This is a genomic window from Mycobacterium lehmannii (assembly GCF_001499925.1).
Classification (GTDB): domain Bacteria; phylum Actinomycetota; class Actinomycetes; order Mycobacteriales; family Mycobacteriaceae; genus Mycobacterium; species Mycobacterium lehmannii.
Window position 1 is genome coordinate 60,429 of the sequence record NZ_LQIR01000011.1, and the last position, 18,155, is coordinate 78,583.

Annotated in this window: 18 protein-coding genes and 1 pseudogene; 11 read left to right on the forward strand and 8 right to left on the reverse strand. The window is 68.5% G+C overall.

Annotated elements, in window-relative coordinates; all coding sequences use genetic code 11:
* Positions 1-11: 11 nt before the first annotated feature.
* The 6 genes from AU192_RS07765 to AU192_RS07790 all read left to right on the forward strand — a co-directional run bounded on the left by AU192_RS07765 (position 12) and on the right by AU192_RS07790 (position 7,010).
* Positions 12-368 carry a VOC family protein gene (locus tag AU192_RS07765; protein ID WP_064395215.1) on the forward strand — a complete coding sequence of 119 codons (357 nt, stop codon included), beginning with the start codon at positions 12-14 and terminating at the stop codon, positions 366-368.
* 123 nt (positions 369-491) lie between these two features.
* Complete coding sequence (locus AU192_RS07770; protein WP_064395241.1) at positions 492-1,526, forward strand: serine hydrolase domain-containing protein; 1,035 nt, start codon at positions 492-494, stop codon at positions 1,524-1,526.
* Between the two features lie 69 nt (positions 1,527-1,595).
* On the forward strand, positions 1,596-3,878 hold the full coding sequence (gene purL / locus AU192_RS07775; RefSeq protein WP_207544916.1) for a phosphoribosylformylglycinamidine synthase subunit PurL: 2,283 nt from the start codon (positions 1,596-1,598) through the stop codon (positions 3,876-3,878).
* Positions 3,875-5,599, forward strand: coding sequence for an alpha/beta hydrolase (locus tag AU192_RS07780; RefSeq protein ID WP_064395217.1), 1,725 nt, complete (start codon positions 3,875-3,877; stop codon positions 5,597-5,599). The genes purL and AU192_RS07780 overlap by 4 nt, the downstream gene beginning before the upstream one ends.
* Positions 5,599-6,222: an Rv0804 family intramembrane glutamic endopeptidase gene (locus AU192_RS07785; RefSeq protein ID WP_064395218.1), complete on the forward strand. Its 624-nt coding sequence runs from the start codon at positions 5,599-5,601 to the stop codon at positions 6,220-6,222. The genes AU192_RS07780 and AU192_RS07785 overlap by 1 nt, the downstream gene beginning before the upstream one ends.
* Positions 6,219-7,010 (forward strand): SDR family NAD(P)-dependent oxidoreductase, encoded by a 792-nt coding sequence (locus AU192_RS07790; RefSeq protein WP_064395219.1) that lies wholly within the window; start codon positions 6,219-6,221, stop codon positions 7,008-7,010. The genes AU192_RS07785 and AU192_RS07790 overlap by 4 nt, the downstream gene beginning before the upstream one ends.
* A 5-nt stretch (positions 7,011-7,015) precedes the next feature.
* Here the strand turns inward: AU192_RS07790 and AU192_RS07795 are convergent, their stop codons facing one another.
* Complete coding sequence (locus AU192_RS07795) at positions 7,016-8,224, reverse strand: MCE family protein (protein ID WP_064395220.1); 1,209 nt, start codon at positions 8,222-8,224, stop codon at positions 7,016-7,018.
* 16 nt (positions 8,225-8,240) lie between these two features.
* On the opposite strand from AU192_RS07795, the gene AU192_RS07800 reads away from it, so the two are divergent.
* Complete coding sequence (locus AU192_RS07800; protein WP_064395221.1) at positions 8,241-8,627, forward strand: sterol carrier family protein; 387 nt, start codon at positions 8,241-8,243, stop codon at positions 8,625-8,627.
* Positions 8,628-8,939: 312 nt separating this feature from the next.
* On the opposite strand, the pseudogene AU192_RS26255 reads toward AU192_RS07800, so the two are convergent.
* Positions 8,940-9,086: pseudogene (locus AU192_RS26255) on the reverse strand (DoxX family protein); the annotation flags it as partial.
* A 207-nt stretch (positions 9,087-9,293) separates the two neighbouring features.
* Here AU192_RS26255 and purF point away from each other — a divergent pair.
* Positions 9,294-10,823, forward strand: coding sequence for an amidophosphoribosyltransferase (gene purF, locus AU192_RS07805; protein ID WP_064395222.1), 1,530 nt, complete (start codon positions 9,294-9,296; stop codon positions 10,821-10,823).
* A 26-nt stretch (positions 10,824-10,849) separates the two neighbouring features.
* Here purF and AU192_RS07810 read toward each other — a convergent pair whose 3' ends face one another.
* Positions 10,850-11,806 (reverse strand): NAD(P)H-binding protein, encoded by a 957-nt coding sequence (locus AU192_RS07810; RefSeq protein ID WP_066811121.1) that lies wholly within the window; start codon positions 11,804-11,806, stop codon positions 10,850-10,852.
* Positions 11,807-11,831: 25 nt separating this feature from the next.
* Positions 11,832-12,275 (reverse strand): cupin domain-containing protein, encoded by a 444-nt coding sequence (locus AU192_RS07815; protein WP_064395224.1) that lies wholly within the window; start codon positions 12,273-12,275, stop codon positions 11,832-11,834.
* 108 nt (positions 12,276-12,383) lie between these two features.
* On the opposite strand from AU192_RS07815, the gene purM reads away from it, so the two are divergent.
* A complete protein-coding gene (gene purM, locus AU192_RS07820) occupies positions 12,384-13,457 on the forward strand; it encodes a phosphoribosylformylglycinamidine cyclo-ligase (RefSeq protein ID WP_064348066.1) in 1,074 nt (357 codons plus the stop codon).
* Between the two features lie 3 nt (positions 13,458-13,460).
* Here purM and AU192_RS07825 read toward each other — a convergent pair whose 3' ends face one another.
* Together AU192_RS07825 and ygfZ are read right to left on the reverse strand one after the other, a co-directional pair.
* Positions 13,461-13,640, reverse strand: a complete 180-nt coding sequence (locus tag AU192_RS07825) for a DUF3073 domain-containing protein (RefSeq protein ID WP_064395225.1) — start codon at positions 13,638-13,640, stop codon at positions 13,461-13,463.
* Positions 13,641-13,762: 122 nt separating this feature from the next.
* Positions 13,763-14,842 (reverse strand): CAF17-like 4Fe-4S cluster assembly/insertion protein YgfZ, encoded by a 1,080-nt coding sequence (ygfZ, locus tag AU192_RS07830; protein ID WP_064395226.1) that lies wholly within the window; start codon positions 14,840-14,842, stop codon positions 13,763-13,765.
* Positions 14,843-14,893: 51 nt separating this feature from the next.
* Between ygfZ and AU192_RS07835 the strand changes: the two genes are divergently transcribed.
* Both AU192_RS07835 and AU192_RS07840 read left to right on the forward strand, forming a co-directional pair.
* Complete coding sequence (locus AU192_RS07835) at positions 14,894-15,781, forward strand: aminodeoxychorismate lyase (protein ID WP_064395227.1); 888 nt, start codon at positions 14,894-14,896, stop codon at positions 15,779-15,781.
* A gap of 331 nt (positions 15,782-16,112) precedes the next feature.
* Positions 16,113-16,958 carry an ABC transporter substrate-binding protein gene (locus AU192_RS07840; RefSeq protein WP_094288804.1) on the forward strand — a complete coding sequence of 282 codons (846 nt, stop codon included), beginning with the start codon at positions 16,113-16,115 and terminating at the stop codon, positions 16,956-16,958.
* Here the strand turns inward: AU192_RS07840 and AU192_RS07845 are convergent.
* Positions 16,955-17,263, reverse strand: a complete 309-nt coding sequence (locus AU192_RS07845) for a hypothetical protein (RefSeq protein WP_064395229.1) — start codon at positions 17,261-17,263, stop codon at positions 16,955-16,957. The two genes, AU192_RS07840 and AU192_RS07845, sit on opposite strands and share 4 nt — an antisense overlap.
* Positions 17,263-17,892 (reverse strand): heme-binding beta-barrel domain-containing protein, encoded by a 630-nt coding sequence (locus AU192_RS07850; protein WP_064395230.1) that lies wholly within the window; start codon positions 17,890-17,892, stop codon positions 17,263-17,265. The genes AU192_RS07845 and AU192_RS07850 overlap by 1 nt, the downstream gene beginning before the upstream one ends.
* Between the last annotated feature and the right edge of the window lie 263 nt (positions 17,893-18,155).

The window sequence follows — 18,155 nt, forward strand, 5'->3', positions numbered from 1 at the left end:
GTCTCGGCGTTATGACGCTCGCCGTGTTCAACGTCACCTTCGACAGCACCGACCCCGACCGGCTCGCCGAGTGGTGGGCCCGTGCGCTGGGCGGCGAGGTCAACCCAATGGCGCCAGGCTTTTTCGTGACGGTCTCGCAGCCGGGCAGCGCCACCGGCCTCGGCTTCCAGAAGGTCGACGATCCCACCCCGGGTAAGAATCGTCTCCATCTCGACCTCGGCGCCGACGACATCGAGCCGGAGGTCAAGCGGCTCGTCGACCTCGGGGCCACCGAACTCGGGCGGCACAGCATGGGTGATTTCGGATGGGTGGTGCTGGCCGATCCGGACGGTAACCAGTTCTGCATCGGCTCGGCCGACCACCCCTGATCGCACGTGCGGTACGCGGGCCGCTGAACGTTTTTCGGGTGTAAACCAGGCGTGCCCCTTAACGTCGATCCTGTGACGCGACCGGTCCGTGCGGCGACGGCGGCTCTCGCGGCCGCGCTGCTGATGAGCGCCTGTGCAGCCGAAGCGACCGCACCCCTCGCCGAGACAGCGGTCGAATCCGACGATCGCCCCGCCCGCAGCCAGGGAGTGCTGGTCGACGGTCTTGAAGACGGCGCTCCGGGTTGCTCCGCGGCGGTTGGGGTCGAGGGCGCCGTGGTCTGGGTCGGAGCCCGGGGTGTCGCGGACATCGCCACCGGCGCCGAGCTGACCACTGACACCGCGTTCGACATCGCCTCGGTCTCCAAACAGTTCACAGCGACCGCCGTCCTCCTGCTGGTGGACCGGCACCAGCTCGCGCTCGACGACACCTTGGCGACACACGTGGCGGGACTACCGCCGTGGGCCGCCGGCGTCACCATCGGGCAGCTGATGCATCAGACCAGCGGGATCCCCGATTACATGGGGCTGCTCGAAGACGCCGGTTTCACATTGACCGACCGCACCACAAACGCCGACGCTCTGAAGGCACTGGGGGCCGTGACCGAACTCGATTTCGAGCCCGGCACGGCGTTCGAGTACTCGAACTCGAACTACGTGCTGCTGGCCGAAATCGTCGAACGGACGGCGCGGCAACCGCTCTCGGCATTTCTGTCGGCGCGGATCTTCTGGCCGCTCGAGCTGGACATGGTCCTCGACCCCGCCGCTCCGGTCCCCGGCGCCGCGGTCCCTTATACGGGCGCCGACGGCGAATTCACGCCAGCGCGCACCGCATGGCAGCAGGTCGGAGATGGTTCGATCCAGACCGCGCCGAGCCAGCTGGTGCGCTGGGCGGACAACTACCGCACCGGCGAAGTCGGCGGCCGGACGTTGCTCGACGCCCAGCTCGCCGGGGCGGTCGAGACCGGGGACGGCGACCGGTACGGTGCCGGCATCTACGAGTACGCCGACGGCGCGCTCGGCCACGACGGGGCCTGGGGCGGCTTCGTCACCGATTTCCGGATCGATCGCGACCGGCGTACGTCGGTGGCGGTGAGCTGCAACAGCGACACGCAAGACCCGAGCGCTCTCGCCGACGCGCTCGCTCGGATCTGGGGCTGAGCGCGTGTCGGGTGCCTGAGACGGCGGACAACCTAGAATGGCCTCGTGACGTCGGAGCTAACCCATGCCTTGAACACTGTAGACACCGTCGACAGAGCCGCCGCCACCCCCGACCATCCCCAGCCCTTCCGCGAACTCGGCCTCAAAGACGACGAGTATCAGCGGATCCGCGAAATCCTGGGCCGCAGGCCGACCGACGCCGAACTGGCGATGTATTCGGTGATGTGGAGCGAACACTGTTCGTACAAGTCGTCGAAGGTGCACCTGCGCTACTTCGGCGAGACCACCACCGACGACATGCGCAAGACAATGCTGGCCGGCATCGGCGAGAACGCCGGCGTCGTCGACATCGGTGACGGCTGGGCCGCCACCTTCAAGGTCGAGTCACACAACCACCCGTCCTACATCGAGCCCTACCAGGGCGCCGCCACCGGCGTCGGCGGCATCGTCCGCGACATCATGGCCATGGGCGCGCGCCCGGTCGCGGTGATGGACCAGTTGCGCTTCGGTGCGCCCGACGCACCCGACACCCGCCGCGTCGTCGACGGGGTGGTACGCGGAATCGGCGGCTACGGCAACTCGTTGGGACTGCCCAACATCGGCGGCGAGACCGTGTTCGACGCGTCCTACGGCGGCAACCCGTTGGTCAACGCGCTGTGTGTGGGGGTGCTGCGCAAGGAGGACCTGCACCTGGCGTTCGCGTCCGGCACCGGCAACAAGATCATCCTGTTCGGTGCCCGCACCGGCCTCGACGGCATCGGCGGTGTGAGCGTGCTGGCGTCAGAGACGTTCGGCGGCGACGAGAGCGGTGCTGCGGGACGCAAGAAGCTGCCCAGTGTCCAGGTGGGCGACCCGTTCATGGAGAAGGTGCTCATCGAGTGCTGTCTCGAGCTGTACGCAGGCGGTCTCGTGGTCGGCATCCAGGACCTCGGTGGAGCCGGACTCTCCTGCGCCACATCTGAACTCGCATCGGCCGGCGACGGTGGTATGCGCATCGAGCTGGATGCGGTGCCCTTGCGCGCGGCGAACATGACGCCCGCCGAGATCCTGTCGAGCGAGTCACAGGAGCGCATGTGCGCTGTCGTCACGCCCGAGAACGTCGAGAAGTTCATGGCCGTCTGCCGCAAGTGGGAGGTGCTGGCCACGGTTATCGGCGAGGTCACCGACGGCGATCGCCTGCAGATCACCTGGCACGGCGAGACTGTCGTCGACGTACCGCCGCGCACCGTCGCGCACGAGGGCCCGGTCTACGAGCGGCCGGTGCAGCGGCCCGAAGCACAGGACGCGCTCAACGCCGACACCACCGCCAAGCTGCCGCGGCCGTCGACGGGTGAGGAGCTCAAGGCGACTCTGCTTGCGCTGGTTGGCAGTCCACACCTGTGCAGCCGCGCGTTCATCACCGAGCAGTACGACCGCTACGTGCGGGGCAACACCGTGCTGGCCGAAGACGCCGACGGCGGCCTGCTGCGTGTCGACGAGACCACGGGCCGCGGCATCGCGATCTCGACCGACGCGTCGGGTCGCTACACCGCGCTCGACCCCTACACCGGCGCGCAGCTGGCGCTGGCCGAGGCCTACCGCAACGTCGCGGTCACCGGCGCGACACCGGTCGCGGTGACCAACTGCCTGAACTTCGGCTCACCGGAGGATCCCGGCGTCATGTGGCAGTTCAGCCAGGCCGTGCGCGGGTTGGCCGACGGCGCTGCGGCGCTGGGGATTCCGGTGACCGGCGGCAACGTGAGCTTCTACAACCAGACCGGCACCACCGCGGTCCTGCCCACCCCGGTGGTCGGTGTGCTCGGGGTGATCGACGACGTCAAACGTCGCATTCCGACCGGCTTCGGCGATGAACCCGGCGAGACGTTGATGCTCCTGGGCGACACCCGCGACGAGTTCGACGGGTCGATCTGGGCGCAGGTCACCGCCGATCACCTGGGCGGGCTGCCGCCGAGGGTGGACCTCGCGCGCGAGAAACTGCTCGCCGAGGTGCTTACGGCCGCGTCGCGCGACGGCCTGGTCTCCGCGGCGCACGACCTGTCCGAGGGCGGCCTGATCCAGGCCGTCGTCGAGTCCGCGCTCCGCGGCGAAGCCGGTTGCCGCATCGTGCTTCCCGAGAGCGCAGACCCATTCGTCGCGTTGTTCTCCGAATCGGCGGGACGCGTCCTCGTCGCAGTGCCGCGCACCGAGGAGAGCCGCTTCCGCGCGATGTGCGAGGCTCGCGGACTGCCGGCCACGCGCATCGGTGTGGTGGACCAGGCCAGCGAGGTGATCGAGGTCCAGGGCTTGTTCACCGTCACTCTGGAGGACCTGCGCAGCACGTCGGAGAGCGTGCTGCCCAGGTTGTTCGGGTGAGTGAGACCACCCGACAACAACACCCCATATACGTCTGGGCGTGGCGCCTGCTCCGCCTCGACTTCGTCGGAATCGCGTTCAGCGCACTGTTCTTCTGCCTCTCGCTGACCCCTTCACTGTTACCCCGGGACTGGCTGTTCGCGGGCCTGATCGGGGGCATCAACGCCGCCATCGGCTACGGCATCGGCGTCTTCATCGCAAAGATGCTGCGCCGGTTCGTGTTACGACGCGCCAGCTGGTGGCCCCCGCCGAAGCGGGTGCTTTGGGTGGCCAAGAGTGCCACGGTCGTGCTGGCGCTCGGGGCCAGCATCCTCATGGTCATCCCGGCCGCCGCATGGCAGCGGCAGGTGTCGGCGGTGATGGGCATGGAAGGCCCCACGACCTTCGGATATCTGCGCACGCTGGTGCTCGCGGCGCTCGTCGGCGCGGCGTGTGTGGCCACCACCCGCGTGCTGCTCGACGTGATCAAGACGATGGCCCGCTTCTTCATCCGCCGGTGGCGCCTACACGACGAAGTGGCGTTGTTCATCGGCACCGCGATCGTCGTGGTGCTCGCCATCATGCTGATCAACGGTGTGCTGGTTCGCGGATTCCTCGCCGGCGCCAACCGCGTGTTCCAGCCGCAGAACACCACGACCAGGGCTGGCGTCGTGCAACCGCTCGAACCCGAGAAGTCGGGCAGCCCAGAGTCATTCGCGGCCTGGGACACCCTGGGGTATCAGGGCCGCAACTTCGTGGCGACAGGGCCGGACGCCGAGGAGCTCACCGAGCTGAACGGCACACCCGCCAAGGAGCCCATCCGCGTGTATGTCGGCCTGCAGACCGCCGACACCGACGAGCAGCGGATGGCGGTGTTGCTCAGCGAGCTCGAGCGCACGGGCGCGTTCGAACGCGAGCTGCTGGTGATCGTCCCCACCACCGGTACCGGCTGGATCAACCCCGTGGCGGCGCGATCGCTGGAAATGATGTACAACGGCGACACCGCTCTGGTGGGTTCGCAGTACTCCTTCCTGCCGAGCTGGATCTCCTTCCTCGGCGACCAGCAGAAGTCGATGAACTCCGGGCGCATGATGATCGACGCCATTCATCAACGCTGGGAACAACTTCCGCAGGACCGGCGACCCAAGCTCGTGCTCTACGGGGAGAGCCTCGGTTCGATGGCCGGCCAGGGCGCGTTCGACTGGCTGCCCGACATCTCACGGATGGGCTTCTCGTCGGTGCTGTGGGTGGGCCCGCCGAACGCGAGCCCGCTGTGGAGCGCGATCACCGCGCGGCGTGATCCCCGCACCCCCGAAGTCGAGCCTCGCTACGACAACGGCCGCACCGTGCGCTTCTCGCAGGCCACCGATCCCGCGCAGATCGCGAAGGTGGCCGCCACGCCGTGGGAGGGCACGCGCGTGTTGTTCCTGCAGCACCCCTCCGATCCGATCGTGTGGTGGTCGACCGACCTTCTGTTCACCCGGCCGGACTGGTTGCGCGAACCGCCCGGCATCGACCGCACCGCATCGATGCGGTGGTATCCGATCGTCACCTTCGGACAGGTCGCCGCCGATATGACGAATGCGAGTTCGGTGCCCGGGGGCCACGGCCACAACTACGGTGATCTGGTGCTCGACGGGTGGGCCGCGGTTGCGCCGCCGCCAGGGTGGACTCCCGAGGACACCGAACGGATCCGCACCGCCCTGAGCAAGACCGAATCCGAAGATGGGCCCGAATACTGATGGGAGCGGGAAGGTTTCGGGCTGTTGCCGTTGCGATCGCGCTGGTGGGATGGAGCTTCATCGCGCCTCGGGTGCGGTTCCACCCGATGTGGAATGCCGCGTTGGGCGCAGGCGTCTACGCGCTCGCGCGTCCTCCGCTCGGGTTGCGCCCACCGGCGCTGTGGTCGGGCCTGCGCTACGGATTGGCCGCCGCCGCGCCGATCGCGTTGGGAGTCACCGTCGGCACCGCGATCCCGTCGGTGCGGCGCGCAATGGCCGCCCGAGAACTGCCCGGCCATCCCGTGCGGTGGATGGCGCTCGAGATCCCGATCGGCACAGTCTGGCCCGAGGAGGTAGCCTACCGAGCCACGCTGGGCAACACCGCCGAGACCGCGTTCCGGCCTGCCGGCGGGCGCCTACTGCAGGCGGCGGCGTTCGGTCTCTGGCACATCATGGACGCCCGCATCACGCGCAACCCGGTGCTGGGCACCGTCCTGTTCACCGGCGTCGCGGGCTGGTTCTTCGGGTGGTTGCATGCGCGGTCGGGCAGCGTCGTGGCGCCGATGCTGGCCCATCTGGCCGCCAACGAAGCCGGGGCATTGGCGGCGCTGGCCGTGCAGCGGCGCATAGAGTCACGGTCATGAGCACAGCAGGGCGAGCCCGTCGCCGCACCTTCGTCGTGACCGGTGCGGCATCGGGTATCGGTCTGGCCACCGCGAGGCGCCTGCTCGCCGAGGGCGGCACCGTGATCGGCGCGGACGTGGTCGAGCCACGTGAGAACCCGGGCGACGGTTTCGAGTTCGTCATCGCCGACGTCACCGATGAGACCGCGGTCGCCTCCGTCTTCGCCGCGGTGAGTGGTCGCCTCGACGGTGTCGTGCACGCCGCGGGGGTGGCAGGCGGCGGGCCGGTACACCTGCTCGACCGCACCGAGTGGGACCGCGTCATCGCGGTCAACCTCACCGGGACGTTCCTGGTGGTCAAGGCCGCCCTGGCGAAGATGATCGAACAACCGCGGGTAGACGGTGAGCGCGGAGCGATCGTCACGCTGGCCAGCGTCGAAGGGTTGGAGGGCACGGCAGGTGGCAGCAGCTACAACGCCGCCAAAGGGGGTGTCGTGATCCTGACCAAGAACGTCGCACTCGACTACGGCCCCAGCGGTATCCGCGCCAACGCCATCTGCCCCGGTTTCATCGACACCCCGATGCTGGAAAGCGTGATGGGACTGGAGGGTATGGAGGGCCCGCTGCAGTCCATCACCGAAGAGCATGCGTTGCAGAGGCGCGGTAGACCCGACGAGATCGCTTCGGTCGCAGCGTTTCTCGTCTCACCCGATGCATCATTCGTCACCGGTCAGGCGATCGCGGTCGACGGCGGTTACACCGCCGGGCGCGACCACGGCGTGGTGAAACTGTTCGGTTTGCCCGACTGAGGCACTCAGGGATTGATGGTCAGCTCGCCGATCTGGCGTCCCCACACGTACTCGATGAACATCGGCTGGCCGAGCTCGAGGTGGTTGTACGGGGCGATGCTGGCGCCGGTGTCCATCACCAGGTACGGCGTGGGATACAGGTCGCGGGTGATGTCCTGCCAGCAGCCCGGACGGCCTTCCGGCCCGCCCCTCGCGTTGACCCGCGGCAGGTTGTCCGGGTAGATGTACGGGTTGCCTGCGCCGGCCAGGATGCCGCCGCCGCCTGTCAGCGAATATCCGTTCCCGCCCAACGTCTTCGCCACTCTGGGCTGCACTTCGGCGTACTTGCGGATGGTGCACACGATTGCGGGGCTGTGGTGGTCGAACAGCTGGGCCGTCGGCACCAGGTCTGCGGCGCCGCGCACGAGATAGGGGCCACCGCGTTCGATGGTGTCGGCCGCCACGTCGGCGAAGCCGAGCGCCGCCATCAGCGCGGTGTCGATGTCGGTGCGGTGCTCGTTGAACGTGCGGGCGGAGGTCGCGGCGTCCCGCAATCCGTCCCACAGGTCCCCCGACGCATCGGCGTACACCTCGGCGAGGTCGGCCAGCAGGCGAGTGTCGGTGCGGATGGCCGGCATCCGGGCGTTGAGGTCGTCGAGAATCCGGCCGCCGTTCACCAGCGAGTCTCCGAAACCGCTGCCGCCGAGGCCGCTGAGCGCTTCGGCGGTCGCCGCCAGCGTCTGGTTCAGCTTGATCGGGTCGACCTTCTCGGCCAGCGCGATGACCGTCTCGAAGACGGTGTTGAACTCGGTCGTCACCGCGGATGCCTCGATCACAGCCCCGGCCGAGATATGTTGTGCCGAAGCATCATCGGGAGACTCCAGCGAGATGTACTTGTTGCCGAACACGGTGGTGGCGCGTATCTCGGCGGTCACGTTCGCCGGAATACGTTCCAGATAGCGCGGATTGACGTTCAACGACAACTCCGCCGGCGTCCCTGCGGCATTGTCGACATGGGAGATTCCGCTGACCCGGCCGATCTCAACTCCGTTGTAGGTCACCTTGGCTCCCCGTTCGACCACCAGACCCGCGCGCGGCGACAGCACGGTCAGCTGCGCCTTGCGGCTCAGGTCGCCGCGGAACTGGAGGTAGAGCAGGCTCGCCGCAACGGTCGCGACGATCAACAGCACCGCACCGGCCACCTTGTACGGCGGCTTGTGACGGTCGACAAACACTTTGAGACAGTAGGTTATGGCCGCCCGTCATACAGCCGATCCGGCGAAGACCCGCGCCGCCGTGGAAGCGCTCGCCGACTGGCTGCGCGATGACTCGCAGGCGGCGCCGTCGCGCACCCAACTTGGCGAGGCGGTCCGGTTGACGGCGCGCACGCTCGCGGCGTCGGCACCGGGTTCCAGCGTCGAGGTTCGCGTGCCGCCGTTCGTCGCGGTGCAGTGCATCGAAGGCCCGTCGCACCGGCGCGGTAACCCGCCCAACGTGGTCGAAACCGATCCGCGAACGTGGCTGCTGTTGGCGACCGGCCTGGCCACCATGGCCGACGCCGTAGCAGACGGCACGCTGGTCATGTCGGGCTCACGCGCAGGTGAGATCGCCGACTGGCTACCGATACTGCGACTCTGACCGGCGACGGTCACCGGAAGTACCGATAGTCCTGAACCCAGTTGAAGCCGCGGGTGCACAGCGGGTGAGCCGCTCGACCGTTTGTGTGGCCGGGTCGGGCACTCGAGCGTGCCCATTGTGTCGTCGAAAAGCGCAGGCGCCAAGACCAACTCGCTGTCTATGCGTTGATACCGCACGCGTCGTGCTTGGCGGGTCCGCCGCCATACGACTGCCAGCCCCTGCCAGTTCAACGCCACGCAACCGATCAGCACCCAGACCCCCAGCAGGCCTGCACCCTGCCGCGGTCCGGTTGGCCTCGGGATAATCGAACAGGCGGCGTCGATCGAGCACGGACCACACCACCGTGGCGACGACGGAGACGACAAGCCCGCGGTACAGCAGTACCCAGATGGCCGCTTGGTCGCCGCTGCCCGAGTCGAGGTGCAAGCTCGCGTCCACCCCGGACACGTGCCGACCGACCCGAAGTACACGAAGCAGAAGCGGTCACGGTCTCTTCCACCAGTCGTCGGCCCGGATGTTCAGGGGTAGGCGTGGGCGCGGACGTGGAAGGTGACTATCGACTGCCGTCGTGGACGTGTCCCACGACACGCCCCGCAGGTGCGAAGCTGTTCATGAATGCCCGTAGACTCGTAGCATCAGCCACCCTCCCCTCGGAGCAGCCCTATCGTGACCGGCGAGCAGACGGATTCGGATAACGAACCCCGCGAAGAGTGCGGCGTATTCGGCGTCTGGGCGCCGGGCGAAGAGGTCGCCAAGCTCACGTACTACGGCTTGTACGCCCTACAGCACCGCGGGCAGGAGGCGGCGGGCATCGCCGTCGCCGACGGCTCGCAGGTGCTGGTCTTCAAGGATCTGGGCCTGGTGAGCCAGGTGTTCGACGAGCAGACGCTGGCCGCGATGGAGGGCCACGTCGCGATCGGGCACTGTCGCTATTCGACCACCGGGTCGACGACGTGGGAGAACGCCCAGCCGGTGTTCCGGAACACCTCGGCCGGTACCGGCGTGGCCCTGGGACACAACGGCAACCTCGTGAACGCCGCCGAGCTGGCGGCCCGGGCCCGTGAGGCCGGGCTGCTCGACACCAGGGGCGCTCCGGTGGCGACCACCGACTCCGACATCGTCGGCGCCCTGCTGGCCCACGGTGCGGCCGATTCGACGCTCGAGCAGGCCGCCCTCGAACTGCTGCCCACGGTGCGCGGCGCGTTCTGTCTGACGTGGATGGACGAAAACACCCTGTATGCGGCCCGCGACCCGTACGGAGTGCGGCCGCTGGCGCTGGGGCGGTTGGACCGCGGCTGGGTCGTCGCGTCGGAGACCGCGGCGCTCGATATCGTCGGCGCCTCCTTCGTCCGCGACATCGAACCGGGCGAGCTGCTGGCGATCGACGCCGACGGGGTGCGATCCACCCGGTTCGCCAGCCCGGAGCCCAAGGGCTGCGTCTTCGAATACGTCTATCTCGCGCGGCCCGACAGCACGCTGGCCGGGCGATCGGTGCACGCGACGCGCGTCGACATCGGGCGCCGGCTGGCCAGGGAGATGCCGGTCGAGGCCGACCTGGTGATCGGCGTGCCGGAGTCGGGCACACCCGCCGCGGTGGGCTATGCGCAGGAGTCCGGAATCCCGTACGGCCAAGGCCTGATGAAGAACGCCTATGTCGGACGCACCTTCATCCAGCCGTCCCAGACCATCCGCCAACTCGGCATCCGGCTCAAGCTCAACCCGCTCAAGGAAGTGATCCGCGGGCGGCGCCTGATCGTCGTCGACGATTCGATCGTCCGCGGCAACACCCAGCGCGCCCTGATCCGGATGCTGCGGGAGGCGGGGGCGGTCGAGGTGCACGTGCGCATCGCTTCCCCGCCCGTGAAGTGGCCGTGCTTCTACGGCATCGATTTCGCCACCCCGGCCGAGCTGATCGCCAACGCCGTCGACGACGAGAACGAGATGCTCGAGGCGGTGCGCCACGCGATCGGCGCCGACACGCTCGGCTACATCTCCAAGCAGGGCATGATCGCGGCCACCGAGCAGCCCGCATCGCGGTTGTGCAGCGCGTGCTTCGACGGCAAGTACCCGATCGAGTTGCCGGGCGAATCGGCGTTGGGCAAGAACGTGATCGAACACATGCTTTCGACCGCCGCCAAGAGCGGTATCCCGCTGCAGCCCGGCAACGACAACGTCTCGGCGCTGCGTCGTCCGTAGCTGCCGTCCGCAACCGTCGCCCGTGACTACGTTCCCACGTGCGCCCAGTGCGGATCGGTCGGTAGCGGTCCCCTCTCCAGGGCTTTGGCCACCGCCTCCCGGTAACCGGTGAGACCGCCGTCGGGCGGCGCGATGACGTCGTCGATGTCGTGGTCGGCCATCACCGCGTCACACTCCAGCGACTCCACAAGCGGCCGCGCCAGCCCGCCGGGGAGCGGGGTCACCAACCCGATCCACCAGCTCGCGATTGTCGGTGTGAGCCAAGGCAATACGACCATCACGCGGCGTCGCCGTCCCGATACGTCGGCGTACACCTGCATCGCTTCGCCGTACTCGAAGACGTCGGGCCCGCCGATGTCCCACGTGCGCGACGTGGGCACCGGCGCCGTGGCGGCCTCCGCCAGATAATGCAACGCATCGTCGATCGCGATGGGCTGGATCTTGTTGTGCACCCACTTCGGAGTGGTCATCAGCGGCAGCCGGTTGGTCAGGTGGCGGATCATCTCGAACGACGCCGAACCCGCACCGATCACGATGCCGGCCTGCAAGACGACGGTCTCGATTCCGGACTCGAGCAGGATCTCGCCGACGTCGGTCCGCGACTGTAGGTGCGGGGAGAGGTCGGCTCCCGCGGGGTGCAGTCCGCTCAGGTACACCAGTCGCTTGACGCCCGCATCGCGGGCGGCGGCCACGACGTTGCGGGCCGAGCGCGCCTCCTCCTCGACGAAATCGGACGAGCTGCCCATCGAATGCACCAGGTAGTAGACGACGTCGCTGCCGGCGAACGCTTCTCGCAGCGAGTCGACGTCCCCGAGGTCCCCACGCGCCACCTCGACCCGGTCGCGCCACGGCACGGCGTCGAGTTTGTCGGGGTTGCGCGCCAGCGCACGTACCGTGTGGCCGCGGTCGAGTAACGCGGGCACCAACCGGCCACCGATGTAGCCGGTCGCTCCGGTCACCAAGCAACGGATGTCGTCAGTCACCTCGCCGGGATCGCCGGTTTCGGCGTCAGGCAAACCCGCAACCGGGATCGGGCATGTCAACCGACAGCGGTGTGCCCGCGGGCTTGATGTAGAGCACCCACATCACCAACGGCGCCGGGCCCAGGTTGCGGCCGATGTGCACGTTGCCAGGACCGGTGGCCTCCGTGATCGGTGCGCCCGGCGGATAGACGCCGTCGGGCGCGCAGTTGGCCGCGGCGTCGTGGGTGAGCGTGCCCTCGCGGATCACGCCGTACACCCGGCCGTCGTGATAGTGCCAGCCGGTGCTGCCGCCGGGCGCGATGGTGATCTCGCGGGTGACGTAGTCGATTCCGTCGACCGTCGCCTCCGAGAGCGTCCTGGCTTGTACGCCGGACGACGGTGTCGCGGCCGCTTCGGCCTGGCCGAACAACGCCACGGCGACCATCACCGACGCGCACAGGGCAGAGGCCGACCAGCGAACTGTTGTCATGAGCGGTCAGATTGGCACACCGTGGGCGATCGCGCGGCATCTCGGCCGGAGTGGGGACGGCCGTAGGCGGTTACCGCAGCGCGGCGAACACCGGTAGCCTTTACCGCGATGACCGAACGCGCCGAACCTGCCGGCATCTCCTACGCGTCGGCCGGGGTCGACATCGAAGCCGGTGACCGCGCCGTCGAACTCCTCAAACCGCTCGCCGAGAAAGCGACCCGACCCGAGGTGCGCGGCGGTATCGGCGGCTTTGCCGGACTGTTCGCGCTGCGCGGCGGCTACCGGGAGCCGGTGCTGGCCTCCTCCACCGACGGAGTCGGCACCAAGCTGGCGGTGGCCCAGGCCATGGACAAGCACGACACCGTCGGAATCGACCTGGTCGCGATGGTCGTCGACGATCTGGTCGTCTGCGGTGCCGAACCGCTGTTCCTACAGGACTACATCGCGGTGGGCCGCACGGTCCCCGAGCGGATCAGCGAACTGGTGGCAGGCATCGCCAACGGCTGCCTGCAGGCCGGTTGCGCACTGCTCGGCGGTGAGACGGCCGAACATCCCGGTCTGATGGCGCCCGACCATTACGACATCTCGGCGACCGGGGTGGGCGTGGTCGAGGCCGATGACGTGCTCGGCCCTGACCGGGTCAAGCCCGGCGACGTGCTGATCGCGATGGCCTCGACGGGCTTGCACTCAAACGGATACTCGTTGGCGCGCAAGGTGCTGCTCGAGATCGACCGGATGAACCTGGCAGGCCATGTCGAAGAGTTCGGCCGCACTCTGGGCGAGGAGCTTCTGGAGCCGACCCGGATCTATGCCAAGGACTGTCTGGCGCTGGCCGCCGAAACCCAGGTTCGCACGTTCTGCCATGTCACAGGCGGCGGGTTGGCCGGCAACCTCGAGCGCGTGATCCCGCACGGTCTGGTCGCCGAAATCGACCGTGGCACGTGGACGCCGGCACCGGTGTTCGCGATGATCGGGCAGCGCGGACGGGTCGAGCGCGTCGAGATGGAGCGGACCTTCAACATGGGCGTCGGCATGGTCGCGATCGTCGCGCCCGAAGACACCGACCGCGCCCTGGCGATTCTGACCGCGCGCCACCTGAACTGCTGGACGCTGGGAACGGTCAAAAAGGGCGGTAAGGACGGCCCACGAGCCGAACTCGTGGGTCAGCACCCGCGCTTTTAGGGGTCAGCGACGCCAGTCGTCCTCGTCGACCCACTCGTCGGCCACCGGATCGGTGCCGTTCAGGTCGTTCTCGGAAGCGCCCGACAGCTCTTGCTGAAGCCGCTTTAAGTCGGTCTGTGGTGAGCTGTATTTAAGCTCACGAGCAACCTTGGTCTGCTTTGCCTTCGCCCGGCCGCGGCCCATGGGGGGACCCCCTCGCGCAATAACGGAGCGGCCCAATTGGTAGGCGGCTCCGATCTGATCTGTTTTTTATCGTCCTGCCAACACTTTAGCGTGCTTGGCCTCGCGGCGCTGGCAGGGCCTCGTCACGGCCGCGCCCCGCCGCGCAGCTGCTCGACCGCGCGCCGCCCGGCACCTGCGACGTCGGGTGGCGGAAGCGAGTCCGCGTCGATGACGGCCGGCACGCCGTCGACGGTCAATTCGGTGTCCGCGGGCAGGCCGCGCTTGAGCAGCGCCAGCGCCACCGGCCCCTCGTCGACGTGGTCGACGACGGTGCCGAGACGCCCGACGGTCCGGCCGCCGGCCAGCACCGGGTCGCCGGTGGCCGGTCGGTCGCTGGAACCGTCGAGGTGCAGCCGGACCAGCATTCGGGGCGGTTTACCCAGGTTGTGCACCCGCGCGACCGTCTCCTGTCCGCGGTAGCAGCCCTTGTCCAAATGCACGGCGGAGCCGATCCAGCCCACCTCGTGCGGGATCGTGCGCTCATCGGTGTCCACCCCCAGGCGTGCCCGCAGCGCGGCGACACGGTGTGCCTCGTACGCCCAGACCCCGGCGGGCCGGACCCCGGCGTCGGTGAGCCGCCGCAGCCACGGCTGCACCTGGTCACGGGGGACGACCAGGTCGAGTTCGACTCCGTCACCGCCGAGACGACGCAGAAAGCCGCCCTCGGTGAGCGCGACAGCCGTCTGCTGCGCCGGAAGCGAATCGACACCCAGCGCGCCGAGCACCCCACCATCGCCCAATCGCGGGCCGAGCAGCGACAACACCGCCAGATCGGCAGCTTCGACGGCGACGTCGGACCAGAACACCATCTTGCGCAGGTAGCCCAGCAGCGGCTCGCCGCGCGTCGGTTCGGTGTCGAGATAGGTGATGTCGCCGAGTTCGGTCTGCACCCAGTGATCTTCGACACGGCCCTGCCCGTCGAGGCTGAGATTCTCGGTGACCGCGCCGTCGGCCAGCTCGCTGACGTGCTGGGTGGTGAGGTTGTGCAGCCACGCCTTGCGGTCAGCGCCCGTGAGCGTGAGCACGGCGCGGTTCGAGCGGTCCACCACGACGGCGGCGTCGGCGGCGGCCCGTTGTTCACCCAGCGGATCGCCGTAATGCCATACGGCGCCTGCATCGGGTCCGGTGTCGGGAGCAGGGACGGCGGGTCCAGAAGTTGTCACAGGTCAACTCTACGTTCGGCGCGCGACGGCCCACGGCTACGCTGTGGGCCCATGGCTGGCGAACCCGGGGTCGTGGTGACCCTTGACGGGCGACTGCACGACGCCGCGGCGCCGCTGCTGCACGCCGACGACCTCGCGGCAGTGCGCGGCGACGGCGTCTTCGAGACACTGCTGATCCGCGACGGTCGGCCATGCCTGCTCGAAGCCCACCTGTCCCGGCTCACCCAGTCGGCGCGGATGATCGATCTGCCCGATCCCGACCTGCCGCGCTGGCGCTCCGCGGTGTCCGCCGCCGTGGCCCAATGGACGTCGCAGACGGGCGAGGAGGGCGTGCTGCGGTTGGTGTACAGCAGGGGACGGGAAGGCGGTTCGCCCCCGACGGCGTTCGCGACGGTCGGGTCGTTACCCGCGCGAGTGACCGATGTGCGCCGTAACGGCCTTGCCGCGCTGACGCTGGCGCGCGGACTCGCCTCCGACGGCGCGGATGAGATGCCGTGGCTGCTCGCCGGTGCCAAGACGCTGTCGTACGCGGTGAACATGGCCGCGTTGCGACATGCCGAACGCAGCGGCGCGGGCGACGTGATCTTCGTCGGCACCGACGGATTCATCCTCGAGGGTCCGCGCTCGACGGTCGTGATCGCCGCGGAGTCCGAGCCCGGTGCGGGCGATATCGCGTTGTTCACACCACCGCCGTGGTTCCCGATCCTGCGCGGCACCACGCAGCAGGCGCTGTTCGACGTCGCCCGTGGCAAGGGTTACGACTGCGACTACCGCTTGCTGCGACCAGCGGATCTGCATACCGCACAGGGTGTTTGGCTGGTGTCGAGCATCACGTTGGCCGCGCGGGTGCACACCCTGGACGGGACGCCGCTGACGCCAAGCCCGCTGGCGGCCGAGTTCGCCGAACTCGTCGACGCCGCGATCGTGTGCGATCGCTGAACGCTGAATGGCCCGTAATCCGGTTGTCGCCTCTTGTGCGCGCGGGTAGCGTCGCTCGTACACAGGAGAGGAGGTGGTCCGGAATTTTGAGTGACTTATGGACTTGTGAGGTGGCTGCGAGCTAGCAGCGCCAGGGGAATGAGCTGACGGCTCTTCGCGTCCTGCGCGCGCTGGCGAATTCCCCGCAGTCACCCGGCCCCCGAGCCCCTCGGTCTTGTCCGCCAGGAACACACGGCTCGGGGGCCGCCCCATATCTGATGGCCGAATCGGTAGCGAACCGTTGCACGCCTGGACTCGCGGTTCTGACGTGCGCCGGGCGATGATGCGGCCCATGCGCATCGTCAAGAAGCTCGGCGTGCTGCTGACCGCCCTCGCGGCCGTGACGGCCTGTGCGCCCACCGCTGAGCCCTACAGCTCGCCGGACCCGCGGGACTGTCACAAAGACAAGCTGGCGACCCTGTACAAGGGCATCTTCACCTTCGGAACCGATCGGCCGGTGTACCCGCCGTGGTACATGGGGGACAACCCGGCCAACGGGGAAGGCTTCGAATCGGCGCTCGCGTACGCCATCGCGAACCGGCTCGGATACGCCGCCACCGACGTGCGGTGGGTGCGGGTGCCGTTCGGAGAAGCCATCGCCGCGGGCGCGAAATCGTTCGACGCCAACCTGACCCAGTTCTCCATCACCGAACAGCGCAGGGCCGCCGTCGACTTCTCGACGCCGTACTTCGATGTGAACCAAGCCGTCGTCACCGTCAAGGGTTCGCCTGCGGCCGGCGTGAAAAGTCTCGGCGACCTCAGAGAGCTGCGGCTGGGCGCCCAGGTCGGCAGCACCAGCCACACCGCCGCGCTGGCGGTCGGCCAACGTGACGCGGTCGAGGTGTACAACACCAACGGCGACGCGAAGCTGGCGCTCTCCGACGGCGAGATCGACGCGCTGATCGCCGATCTGCCGACCGCGTTCGCGATCGTCGGCGAGTTGCGTGACGGGATGATGGTCGGCCAGCTGCCCGCAGGCGACCAGGCCGCGGAGCAGTTCGGCCTGGTGCTCGCCAAACGCAGCGGGTTGACCGCCTGCATCTCTTCGGTCGTGGACTCGCTACGCGACGACGGCACGCTGGCGCAGTTGCGCGGTGAATGGTTGGCCGAGGCGGGTAAGGCCCCGCAACTGGCTTAGCCGGCGGGCCCGGGCGCGAACGTGGCGCACGCCTGCATGGCCTCGTTCCAGGCCTCGGCGTCGACACCGGGTGGCGGGCCGGCAGGTCCAGGCGCAGCGGGTACGCCGTGGTCGCTCAGGCACTGCGCCAGTGAACCGTGACCGGCTGGGGTCTGGGGCGCGGTGGTTTGGGCGGGGGCTTCGGACGTGGTGGTCTGGGCCGGGGCCTGTGAGGTGGTGGGCTGCTGCTCGTCCGGTGGTTCGGACGCACAACCTGCCAGCGCTGCGGCCGCGGCGATGCCGGCGACGAACATGATCGCGCGCATCAGCCTGCGAACCTCGACAGCCGGGCCGATAGGTGGGGGACAAGGCCGCCGTCGGCGTCGACACGCTCCTCGACGTAGGCCAGATCACCGCCCTCGACGATGCCGTACAGCCGTTTGGCGCCACCGACCAGCATCCCGGACTTGCTGCGCGCCAACGCATCGGTGACCAGTTCCCACGACGACTGGGAAAGGGGGCGGCCGTAGAACAACTCGATATAGCCCGCGGAATGGGCCAGCAGCAGTTCGATGGCCTGGGATTCAGAAGGGTCGGCCGGGTCGTTGACGAAACGCCAGAAGCCGGACTCGCGCAGCGTGTGCGCCTCGAAGTCGCCGGACTCGCTGAGCCGCCACGAGCGCGCTTCCCAGATCAGGTAGTCGCCGCCATCGTGGGAGGCCACGATCTGTTGGCCGAACCGGTAGTCACCGTCGGCGCCGCGGCCCTCGCCTTCGCCGCGCCAGACACCGACGAGTGGCAGCAGCGCCAGCAGCGCGTCGTTGAGGTTCGCGCCCTCGCGGAGATTGGCCGTGTCGGCAGGTGCGGGAAGATCGCCGAAAGCCGGGATGTTGCGCGCGGCGGTCGTTTTCGCTCGTTCTGCGGCGGCCGCTACTGCGTCGTCTCCGGACGTCACGACTCGTCGGTGATCAGCCGGTACACCGCGTACAACGCGAACCAGGTGATCACCAGGGTCGCGGCTACGAGCAAAAGTTCGAAGAACAGCACCACGGGCAAGAGTCTAGTCGGCCGCCGAAGGCAGAGTGCGTCAGCCTCTGCATGGCCTCGTGCGCCGAAACTGAACTTGTGTGCGAGTCCGCGCCTTCGGTTCAGGGGGTCGATGCAACAGCACTCGTTTTGATTGAGGAGTGTTGTTGTGCCGCTTCCACCTCTTGCCTC